This window comes from Loktanella atrilutea (genome assembly GCF_900128995.1).
GTDB lineage: Bacteria > Pseudomonadota > Alphaproteobacteria > Rhodobacterales > Rhodobacteraceae > Loktanella > Loktanella atrilutea.
In genome coordinates, this window is sequence record NZ_FQUE01000028.1 from 1 (window position 1) to 8,238 (window position 8,238).

Annotated in this window: 5 protein-coding genes and 3 pseudogenes; 5 read left to right on the forward strand and 3 right to left on the reverse strand. The window is 58.1% G+C overall.

What is annotated here, in order from left to right:
- Nucleotides 1–101: 101 nt before the first annotated feature.
- Nucleotides 102–1,433, forward strand: coding sequence for a site-specific integrase (locus BUA54_RS19995; RefSeq protein ID WP_143155563.1), 1,332 nt, complete (start codon nucleotides 102–104; stop codon nucleotides 1,431–1,433).
- A gap of 264 nt (nucleotides 1,434–1,697) precedes the next feature.
- Here BUA54_RS19995 and BUA54_RS20000 read toward each other — a convergent pair.
- The 3 pseudogenes from BUA54_RS20000 to BUA54_RS21670 all read right to left on the reverse strand — a co-directional run.
- Nucleotides 1,698–2,318 (reverse strand): annotated as a pseudogene (locus BUA54_RS20000) (aldo/keto reductase); the annotation flags it as partial.
- 141 nt (nucleotides 2,319–2,459) lie between these two features.
- Nucleotides 2,460–2,684: pseudogene (gene istB / locus BUA54_RS20005) on the reverse strand (IS21-like element ISPkr1 family helper ATPase IstB); the annotation flags it as partial.
- Between the two features lie 557 nt (nucleotides 2,685–3,241).
- Nucleotides 3,242–3,504 (reverse strand): annotated as a pseudogene (locus BUA54_RS21670) (site-specific integrase); the annotation flags it as partial.
- A gap of 120 nt (nucleotides 3,505–3,624) precedes the next feature.
- On the opposite strand from BUA54_RS21670, the gene BUA54_RS21455 reads away from it, so the two are divergent.
- The 4 genes from BUA54_RS21455 (at nucleotide 3,625) to BUA54_RS20035 (ending at nucleotide 7,098) form a co-directional block, all read left to right on the forward strand.
- Entirely contained in the window at nucleotides 3,625–4,170 is a 546-nt protein-coding gene (locus BUA54_RS21455) for a GlxA family transcriptional regulator (RefSeq protein WP_218588324.1), read from the forward strand.
- Between the two features lie 15 nt (nucleotides 4,171–4,185).
- On the forward strand, nucleotides 4,186–4,623 hold the full coding sequence (locus BUA54_RS21460) for a helix-turn-helix domain-containing protein (RefSeq protein ID WP_245810838.1): 438 nt from the start codon (nucleotides 4,186–4,188) through the stop codon (nucleotides 4,621–4,623).
- 106 nt (nucleotides 4,624–4,729) lie between these two features.
- Entirely contained in the window at nucleotides 4,730–5,422 is a 693-nt protein-coding gene (locus BUA54_RS20030; protein WP_178352813.1) for a histidine kinase dimerization/phospho-acceptor domain-containing protein, read from the forward strand.
- Nucleotides 5,423–5,838: 416 nt separating this feature from the next.
- The gene (locus tag BUA54_RS20035; protein ID WP_072859011.1) at nucleotides 5,839–7,098 is read left to right on the forward strand and encodes a GAF domain-containing sensor histidine kinase; all 1,260 of its coding nucleotides are present in this window, start codon (nucleotides 5,839–5,841) and stop codon (nucleotides 7,096–7,098) included.
- Nucleotides 7,099–8,238 lie beyond the last annotated feature (1,140 nt).

Genomic DNA, 8,238 nt, shown 5'->3' on the forward strand with positions numbered 1-8,238 from the left:
GCGCCCGGCGCGCTTGCCCAAAACGACCGATCCGACTACCAATCTCAAACCCGCAGACTCTCGTTATGAACGAGGGACCCGAGGGGGGCAGGTCACAGTTGATGCAAACCTATATCCTGGCGATGGCCCATGCCCATAGATCCGCTCCCGATCTTGAGGCGGGCCGCGCAGCAGGTTTTCGAGAAATGCTGGACGCCACACGATCCGAGATGATCGCCGCAGAAACCTGTGCATTCTCAAATCAGACCGAGAATCCTGTAGGCGCCCCACACAACGCTGACATGAAGACCGAGGAGATCGCTGCGCCGAAAGACAGCCAAATGGCAAGTCACGGTGAGAGCGCAGCAGCCCTGAAGACACCTGATACGGCCCTGACGGAAGTTGTCGGGCGCCTCATGGAGGACAAGAAAGCGGATAACCTGCGGACAGGCACCGTTACGCAATACGGATCCTGCATCGAACTGTTCATCAAAATTACGGGCATCACCGATGTACGGGACGTCACGCAAACAGCCGTATCGGCTTTCAGGGATGGCCTGCGTCGCATCTCAAACAGCTACGGCAAGAGCTTGGCCGACAAGGATCTTACCTACAACCAGCTGCTCCAGAAGGCCACGGGCCTCCCCCAGGACCGCGTCGGGTTGTCAGCTACCACAGTGAATCGGCACCTCGACCACATTCGCCAGGTCCACGACAAGGCCGACAGCGAAGGGATCGTGCTGCCGCACAAGATTAATACTTCGAAGTTGCGGTTAAAGGAAAGAAAGCGAGACCGCGACAAACGAGCGGTCTTCCGAGCTGACGAACTCGAGAAGGTATTTCAACATACACTCTGGACAGGCAGCGTGAGTGCGGCCCGTCGCCATGAAACTGGCTCAGTCATCACAAAAGACGGCCAATACTGGTGCCCTTTAATCGCAAGTGTGACCGGTGCACGGCTGGAAGAAATCGCCGCACTGACGGTCTCAGATATCCGGATCGAAGATTGCATTCCGCATTTCAGCTTTGACGAAAACGAGATCCGTGACGTGAAGACTGAAGCCTCGCGCAGACGAGTACCGGTCCACTCAGCCCTGATTGATGCCGGGTTTCTCAATTACGTGGAGGATATTAAGCGTCGCAAGTCAGTGGCCGTCTTCCCTGACCTCGCGCCCGGTACCGGAACGACCTCAAAATATGGCAAGCGACTGGGCTACAATTGGCGGAAATCGCTTTACCACGCTCTGGACGGCAACCCTCGCGAACTGTGTTTCCACAGCATTCGACACTTCGTAAACAAAACGATCCGCGACATGCACGACGTGCCGCGGCTGGTTCGCCTCAATATTGTGGGTCAAGAAGCTACTGATACGAATGACCGGGTCTATGCCAAGGAAACCGAACTTCCAGTGATGCAAAATGTTATCGAGAGGCTACCGGTTTGCTGGAAGTAGAGTCTATAAAAACGATGGTGCCAACAGCGCGAGATTTTAGATTTCCTGATCGAATTGACCCATTTTTCCATTTGGCGTCGATCACTCTGAGACATGGTAATATTCTGAAGAGACGAGGAAATTACCGGCAGATGACGGGTCGCGACATTTCGGAAAACTGGGTCAATTTCTGGCGGAATTCAACCACAAAGCCTTGAACTTAGAACGCTCCAATCTCAAACCTCTCTGACACGTCCGTCTCACTCGAGAACCCAACTTTTAAAGTCATCGGACTTCCAGCGGTACCGGACGTGGCGGAGCCGGGGCCAATGCGTCGATCCGATCCAAAGTCGACTGGGAGAGCACCACTTGGGCTGCTGCGGCCAGATCATCAAAGTGCTCAATCTGACTTGCTTTGGGGATGGGCACTGCCAAACTGCGGGTCATGTGCCAAGCGAGCACAAGCTGGGCCACGCTCAGGTTCTCGTCCGACGCGAGGTCTTGCATGCCACGGATCGCCCTCGTCGGGCCAATCTCCAACGGCGAATATGCGACAGCGGTGACGTCGTGCTTTGCCATCAATGGAAAGAGATCCAATTCGACACCGCGATGGGGCATGTTGTGCATCACCTGATTGACGCTCACGAGGTCACCCAATCCCGCGTCGATGATTTGCTGCAGCCCGTCCGTATCAAAATTGCTGATGCAGAAAGCGCGGATTTTACCCTGATCCAACAAAACGCGTGCGCCCTCGACTGTAGCTTCGAACGGGACTGATCCAGGCCAATGGAGCAGATAAAGATCGATGTAGTCGGTCTGCAATCGGTGCAGTGACTGCTCACAGGCGGCGATCATGTTGTTTTTTGCGGCATTCCAAGGATACACTTTAGAGGTCAGGAACAGCCCATCGCGGTTTTGATGTCAATCGGCACGCAATCTTGACCCCTATCGGCATCCAAAAATGACCCCCTTTGAGCGCACGGGTAGCTGGCCCGATGCGGTGTAGCCCTCATGCAGCGCAGCCGTATCGGGCCAGCGGGGTTTTGGTTATTCGCGGGTCTTGAAGCGCCAGCTCTCGTTGCCGGTTTCGACGATGTCGCAGTGGTGGGTAAGTCGATCGAGTAGCGCTGTCGTCATCTTGGCGTCTCCGAAGACCGACGGCCATTCACCGAAATCGAGGTTGGTCGTCACGATGATCGATGTGCGCTCGTAGAGGCGACTGACGAGGTGGAACAGCAACTGGCCGCCGGTCTGTGCGAAGGGGAGATACCCGCAGCTCCCGGCAGATCTGCTTGATCGACTTTTTGTCCTGAAAATACGCCCGCCGGATCTTCGCTATCGTCTCCACGACCAACATCCCACACTGTGCTCCCCGATGACATCGGGAGCATCATTACCATCAGTGTAAGGGGGTCATTTTTGGACGCCGATCACCCCACTACGGGGTCAATTTTGCATGCCTGTTCACAACCACGAAGGCCACCGGCAAGGAGGACGGGAAGCGGACGGATGCATGTTTCCGGAGCATTTCGACCAAAAGTGCTCTGCGGACATTCGGTGTGTTCTTGATCTGACCGCGACTGTTACGGGTTCGATCAATTCTTGGAACATCGTCATCCTTGTCGGCAACATCGGTCAGACCCGCGAAGTTCGCACGCGCGCGGCACTAGGATCAGCAATTTCAGCCTCGCCGCCTCCGGCCCCGCCTCTCGGAAGGTCGCGAGCGGCGCGACGAAAACTGCTACCGGATCATGGACACAGAATGGTATCGAGCTGGGCGGCTGCCTTGGGCTGAGTGATACGCTGTTCGACGGTCGGTGGAGCGGCGAGAGGTCGATTTCCTCCGACAGGGACAACGCGTCCTCAATGTGGACTCCCAAATAGCGCAAGGTTCTATCCAACGTAGCGTGCCCCAGCAGCAGCTGAACCGCTCGAAGGTTGCCAGTCTTCTTGTAGATCAGTGCCACTTTGGGTCGGCTCATCGAGTGCGTGCCATGGGCACTCGGCTCCAAGCCGATCGAACTGACGCAGCCCTAACGATCCGCGCATTCTGCCGGGCGGAAAGGTGCGGGCTGCCATGAATGCAACTCGGTTCATGGCTACAGCCGAACCAAGGCAGCGAAGCCTTGCCAGGAGGCTCTAGGCGATCGTGGCTTCGCGGCGTAGTGTGCACGCACCACCGGCCTTGCGGCGGTTGAAAGGAGATAAGTCCTTGCTCATCACAATTTTCGCACCCAGCAAGGTCCATCTGCTTGAAATCGCAGGTCTGCGCGACGCGTTTTTTGAGGCGAACGAAAAGATGTCATCCGGCGATGCCTACCGCGTTCGCTTGGTGACGGAACGAGGTATTCCTGAGGAAACCGCGTCGGGCGTAAAATATTCTCCCGATGCAAGCATCCGGGATGCGATCGCACACTGCGACACCTTGATCGTCGCCGGACCCTATGGAATGCCGGTTCGCCAAAGCGCGGACACCACACAATGGCTGCGGGAACAAGCGCTTCATGCACGGCGTTTCGGCTCAACCTGCACAGGTGCCTTCCTGCTCGCCCAAACAGGGTTGCTGTCTGGACGCCGTGCCACAACCCACTGGCAATATGCCGACCGTCTTGCCGTCGACTATCCCGATATTCGGGTCGAACCTGACAGCATCTTCGTGCGCGACGGGCCGGTGTTCAGCTCCGCGGGTGTGACTGCGGCAATTGACCTCGCTTTTGCCCTGATCGAGGAAGATCACGGTCGCGCACTCGCCCTGTAGGTGGCCCGTCGGTTGGTGGTCTTTCTGAAACGGCCCGGTGGCCAGTCGCAGTTTAGCGAGGCGTTGGCCGCGCAGACTTCGACCGCCAGCCCGATCGATCGGATCAGGATGCATATCGTTGAAAAGCCGCGCACCAATCTCGGCCTGAAGGCGCTTGCCGACGTCGCGGGCGTGAGCGCGCGCCAACTCTCCCGGCTGTTTCGCTCCGAGTTGGGAATGAACCCGGTCGCCTATGTCGAACTTGCCCGAATCGACATCGCGCGACGATTGCTTGAAGAAAGCGCCGTGCCGATCAAGATGATCGCCTATGCCGCCGGATTCGGCTCCACAACGACGCTCAGGCGCGCATTCTTGCGCAGGATCGGCGTGACTCCGGCACAATATCGTCTGCAGTTTCGAACCGCGGGGTCTGGTTCCGAGACAAAGGACGAAACCGAAACCAATATGTCTTGAAACGCCGCATACACGACGGTGCAGTTTCCGAACCTCTGTCGCATCATTGCGACCGGGGCCATGACCCTTGATGTCCGGACCGGTGGCCGTACGATGGAAGGCTGACATGGGCTCCAGCAAAAAGTCAGGAGACTTGGAAATGACATTTCTTGCAGCCAAAGATGATGATTTCAGGCTTGATCTGTCGCCTGTGAAATCGCCCGACATCGAGTTTCCGGATGCGCTGCGGATGGCGGTAGCCAGCATTGACTGCCTTACCCGCGAGCACGGCGTCGTGAACCGCAAGCGTCAGGCCCTGAAGCTTGAGGCGCTGGGACAAATGGCTTGCGGAGTCGTTCACGATTTCAACAATTTGCTGTCAGTCATTCTGGGCAACAGTGAACAGCTGATCGAGTCCCTTACCAACGACAAGCAGCGCCAACTTGCCAGTGCAACGTTCAGCGCTGCCGAGCGAGCGGCGGGCCTTTCTGGCCAGTTGCTGTCATTTGCCCGCACGCAACCGCTGAAACGCAATCCGGTCGATGTCGATGATCTGATCAATTCGTTTTGCGCGGTCCTGAAATGCGCCGTGTCGACGATGGTCGAAATTCGCCGCGATCTCGGACGAGCTCGGCTTCTCGGTTCCGGCGCATTTCTCGGGCTTCTTCCACGACCACGCGGGATCCACGCCCAGAACCTTCCGGGTCGCCTCGGGGCTTCGCCGCAGCGCTTTTTGAGACACCCCGGTAATTCCCGCGACGGCACGGTATCGCCGGCAGCGACCGCGCCCTATAGCGTCCCAGTCCGAGGCTTTGCCTGACGCAAAGGCCCGGTAGGAGAGATGAAGGACAGTGCCGCCAAGCCACTCTCCGGCCGCTCGATCCTGCACATTCAAGATGATCCTGGCGATATCGAACTTCTCCTTCCTCAAAACCGGCACCGGCTACATGCCTTCGAAAGGAACATCTTTCCGGGTGGACCGGAAACCAATTCCGAAAACCGCCAAATGAAAATTCCGGCTGACGGTCTCAAGGGTGGATCCACTTCTTCCCGACCACGCGGTTGGCCCGAAACTCATCTTCTATGTCACTCTAATTCGACCGCCGTAATCTTGGGGCCTCTTAATCACTTCGGAATCTGTAGAATATCCATTTCGCATCGTGATCGGTCGTTTTCGTTGCGGACACATTCTGGAACCAGAACCAGACCAGCTCATATCGAAAGTTCCGGACACGCATGACTTCTGCCGCTATCTCTCTGTCCCGGCCGGTATTTTTCGACACCGGGGAGGACATCCGTTTCGACAAGATCACGCAGCTTGCGTCGCGATTCTTGAAGGCTCCCATTTCGCTTCTGACCGTGATCGACGATGCAAGCGACAGACAATGGTTCAAATCCGAGACAGGGCTCCCGGAGGAGTTTCGCCGCAGCCGGTCGACACCTCTCAGCCATTCCTTCTGCAGGCATGTCCGCGATTCCGGCGAACCGCTGATCGTTAAGGATGCCCGCTTGCATGCCCTTCTCAGGAACAACCCCGCAATCGAGGCATTTGGCGCCGTAAGCTATGTCGGGATCCCGTTCCATGGGGAGACCGGCCAGCCGGTCGGCGCCCTTTGTTGCATTCATGCCGCGCCGCGGGAATGGACAGCTGAAGAGATCGAGATGCTCACGTATCTTGCATCTATAGCGGACGACCAAGTCCAGTTCCACGTTGCCATTCGGGATCGCGCGAAGGCTAAGCTGCTGGCCGAACGGGCGGCCACCACGCGGGCAAGCTTCCTTTCACATGCCAGCCATGAAGTCCGGACGCCGCTAACCAACATCTTCGGGGCCGCGCGGCTGATCAATACACTGCCGCTGGACAAGGGCGCAGAGCGCCTGGCGCTGGTGATCGAGCGCAACTCGTCGCGGCTTATGAACCTCATGGACGACATGATGCACGTCTCGCGGCTGGACGCGGGCGCCGCAATACTTGAGGAAGAAACCTACGATCTTGTCGACGTGGTCGGGTCGGTGGTGGAAAAGTATCGCTACACGGCCGCGGCCAAGAATCTGGCATTGACTCTCGAGAATGCCTTGAAGGGATGCACCACGCGTCTGCTCGACCGGGATAACCTTGCCGAGGTGATCGATCGGCTTGTAAGCAATGCGGTCAAGTTCACCTCCACCGGCGCGGTTCGAGTGAAGATCGAGAGCGAGAAGCCCGGCAGCGTGGCCATCCTGGTGATCGACACCGGGATTGGCATCGATCCCGCGCAGCAGGGCGTGCTGTTTGAAGAATTCGAAAGGCACGATCCGCGTAGCGCCCGCATCGGCGGCGGAACCGGCCTTGGGATGAACCTCGTGAAACGTCTGGCGGAACTGATGGGCGGCACGATCACCGTCGTGAGCCAGCCTGGCGAAGGAACCACCTTCACCATCCGCCTGCCCCTGCATGCCGAGGACGAAGCAACCGCTGCGCTCGGGCGGAATGCGGAGACGGCGGACCACTCTTGACTTGACTGGAATGGCATTGATGACCCCAGACGTGGACCGCCGAGAGGAACTTCCCGGAAGATGACGGCCAGAGTTCAGTCAGACCTCGTTCCGAACCAGGTTGGACAACGTGCCGATCCCAAAAATTTCGAACTCGATCCGGTCTCCGTCCTTCATGGACAGCTTAGGTGGAACAATCCGACACCACTTGGCGTGCCAATTACGATGACGTCGCCCGGCAGCAGTTCGGTGACGATCAAGAGATAGGCCTCTGATTTTTTTGAATATTAAAAATTTACCATCATTGATAAGCGAGAGCGGCAGTATGGCAGTGAAGCGAAATAAATGTATCCATTCCGGTTACGGCATCCCCCTGAGTGAGGTCCGCAACCGACACTCTCTGCGATTGCACTCAAGCCAACACCGAGAAGGAAGACACCCTGGGCTTGAACCTGCCGACCTTCGCAGCAGCACGTCAAAAAGTTCCCCATCGCAGCCTTGAACGTCCGCCTTCTTCAAGTAAACCAGATTGCGATGCGAGCGCGGCGAACTTCCGCTTACCGTCCTTCTTAGTCGTCGGTGGAATCCGCAACCAACTTATGCCTATTCTCGTCGGACGTAAGCGGATTACATCGCCTGACTTGCGCACAAATCGTGTCGTGCAGGACGAAGCGGCCGTTCAAGGCTAACACGATGATCCGGAACAACGCCTGCGGCAGCGAGAGCTGCGCGGGGGTATCTACTTACTAAGTAGCCCGCGCAGTCGGCCCTTGCGGGCCTTTGTGCTCGGGCTACCCGTTCGGCAGGGGCAAGCCCCTGCACCCCGGCGCCGCTGACGCGCCGCTCGGGTGACGCTCCGCCCTCCCGAACCCGCCAGGGGCGTTCAGCCAGACCAGAGAGCGCACCGCCCCTCTGGACACCCCGGGCAGGGTCGTCGTTCGCCACTCCCCCTGCACCCCCTGGCGTCTCCCGTACGCGTGAGCCGGCAGATGCTGTCGGCCGAGTAATGCAGCACTGACACCAAACGGCGGCGCGTTCTGCGCGCCGCTTTTGAGGGCCTCCGGGCCCCTGCCGCCGGACCGGATCATCCGGCGTCTGGCGCGCCGGCATCCATCCTTCTGCTGCCCCCGCCGGCGCGCCGCTTTGCCATGACGATCTGGA

Excerpts from the sequence above, each read along its gene's own strand:
- BUA54_RS19995 (WP_143155563.1), top strand. The coding sequence starts at position 102 with ATGCAAACCTATATCCTGGCGATGGCCCATGCCCATAGATCCGCTCCC.
- BUA54_RS20030 (WP_178352813.1), top strand. The coding sequence starts at position 4,730 with ATGGGCTCCAGCAAAAAGTCAGGAGACTTGGAAATGACATTTCTTGCA.
- BUA54_RS20035 (WP_072859011.1), top strand. The coding sequence starts at position 5,839 with ATGACTTCTGCCGCTATCTCTCTGTCCCGGCCGGTATTTTTCGACACC.